This is a genomic window from Pseudomonas sp. WS 5059 (assembly GCF_012985525.1).
Lineage (GTDB): Bacteria > Pseudomonadota > Gammaproteobacteria > Pseudomonadales > Pseudomonadaceae > Aquipseudomonas.
In genome coordinates, this window is the sequence record NZ_JAAQWO010000018.1 from 1 (window position 1) to 2,108 (window position 2,108).

A 2,108-nucleotide genomic window follows, 5' to 3' on the forward strand; every position below is an offset into this window, starting at 1 on the left:
CCACCGGCGACTTCTTTAATGCCGGTAGTGACAGTCTGGTCGCCTTTGTAGACGTCGTCCGGCGCTACAACCGAAACGGTACCGCTCGACTTGTCCACACCGATGGTGATGACCTGGTTGTTATCCAAGGTGATGGTCAGCGGACCCGTGGTGTTAGTGACGGGTGCGCCGTTTTTATCCACAAGGGTGGCGGTGTAGACGATCTGGCCGCCTTCACCGACAGTTTTGGTCGCGGTCAGCACCACATCGACCTTGTCGATGGTGTCGTTGATGGTGGTAGTCGCGCCATCGCCTGCAACCACGAGCTTCTCGAAGTTGCCACCGTCAGTGCCGGTGATCTGGACTGTTTGGGTGCTCTTATCGATGAACACGTCATCGCCTGGGGCATCCACTGTCACGGTGCCGACGGTTTCGCCAGCCTTGATGGTGATGGTTTGCTTGTTATCGAGCGTCAGGGTGACGTCGGTATCCGCTTTATTAGAAAGCGTGGCGGTGTAAGTGATCTTCCCGCCTTCACTCACTTCCGACGGAGCCGTCAGGGTCACTGTCGTGGTGTTATCGGTACCTGGGGTATCAGTAACAGTCGTGGTGACCTTGTCAGTCCCCGGAACCAGATTTTCAAAATGCTCGCCACCGGCAACTTCTTTAATGCCGGTAGTGACAGTCTGGTCGCCTTTGTACACGTCGTCCGGAGCCACAACCGAGACAGTACCGCTCGACTTGTCCACACCGATGGTGATGACCTGGTTGTTATCCAAGGTGATGGTCAGCGGACCCGTGGTGTTAGTGACGGGTGCGCCGTTTTTATCCACAAGGGTGGCGGTGTAGACGATCTGGCCGCCTTCACCGACAGTTTTGGTCGCGGTCAGCACCACATCGACCTTGTCGATAGTGTCGTTGATGGTGGTAGTCGCGCCATCGCCTGCAACCACGAGTTTCTCGAAGTTGCCGCCGTCAGTGCCGGTGATCTGGACGGTCTGGGTGCTCTTGTCGATGAACACGTCATCGCCTGGGGCATCCACTGTCACGGTGCCGACGGTTTCACCGGCCTTGATGGTGATGGTTTGTTTGTTGTCGAGGGTCAGGGTGACGTCGGTGTCAGCCTTGTTGCTCAAGGTGGCGGTGTAGGTGATCTTGCCGCCTTCGTTGACGGCGCTTGGCGCGGTCAGGGTGACGGTGGTGGTGTTATCGGTGCCTGGGGTATCAGTGACAGTCGTGGTGACCTTGTCGGTATTTGGAACCAGGTTTTCGAAGTGCGCGCCACCGGTGACTTCCTTGATGCCGGTAGTAACGGTTTGGTCGCCTTTGTAGACGTCGTCCGGCGCTACAACCGAAACGGTACCGCTCGACTTGTCCACACCGATGGTGATGACCTGGTTGTTATCCAGAGTCACAGTCACAGGGCTGGTGATGTTGGTTACCGGCGCACCGTTCTTATCCACCAAGGTGGCGGTGTAGACGATCTGGCCGCCTTCACCCACGGTTTTGGTTGCGGTCAGCACCACATCGACCTTGTCGATAGTGTCGTTGATGGTGGTAGTCGCGCCATCGCCTGCAACCACGAGTTTCTCGAAGTTGCCACCGTCAGTCCCGGTGATCTTGACGGTCTGGGTGCTCTTGTCGATGAACACGTCATCGCCTGGGGCATCCACTGTCACAGTGCCGACAGTTTCACCGGCCTTGATGGTGATGGTTTGCTTGTTATCGAGTGTCAGGGTGACGTCGGTATCCGCTTTATTAGAAAGCGTGGCGGTGTAAGTGATCTTGCCGCCTTCACTCACTTCCGACGGAGCAGTCAGCGTCACTGTCGTGGTGTTATCGGTACCTGGGGTATCAGTAACAGTCGTGGTGACCTTGTCAGTCCCCGGGACCAGATTTTCAAAGTGCTCGCCACCGGCGACTTCTTTAATGCCGGTAGTGACAGTCTGGTCGCCTTTGTAGACGTCGTCCGGCGCTACAACCGAAACGGTACCGCTCGACTTGTCCACACCGATGGTGATGACCTGGTTGTTATCCAAGGTGATGGTCAGCGGACCCGTGGTGTTAGTGACGGGTGCGCCGTTTTTATCCACAAGGGTGGCGGTGTAGACGATCTGGCCGCCTTCACC

At 56.9% G+C, this 2,108-nt stretch carries 1 protein-coding gene; it reads right to left on the reverse strand.

The window, feature by feature from the left end; all coding sequences use genetic code 11:
- A partial coding sequence (locus HBO12_RS28155) for an immunoglobulin-like domain-containing protein (protein ID WP_346343202.1) occupies nt 1-2,108 on the reverse strand: 2,108 nt, incomplete at both ends.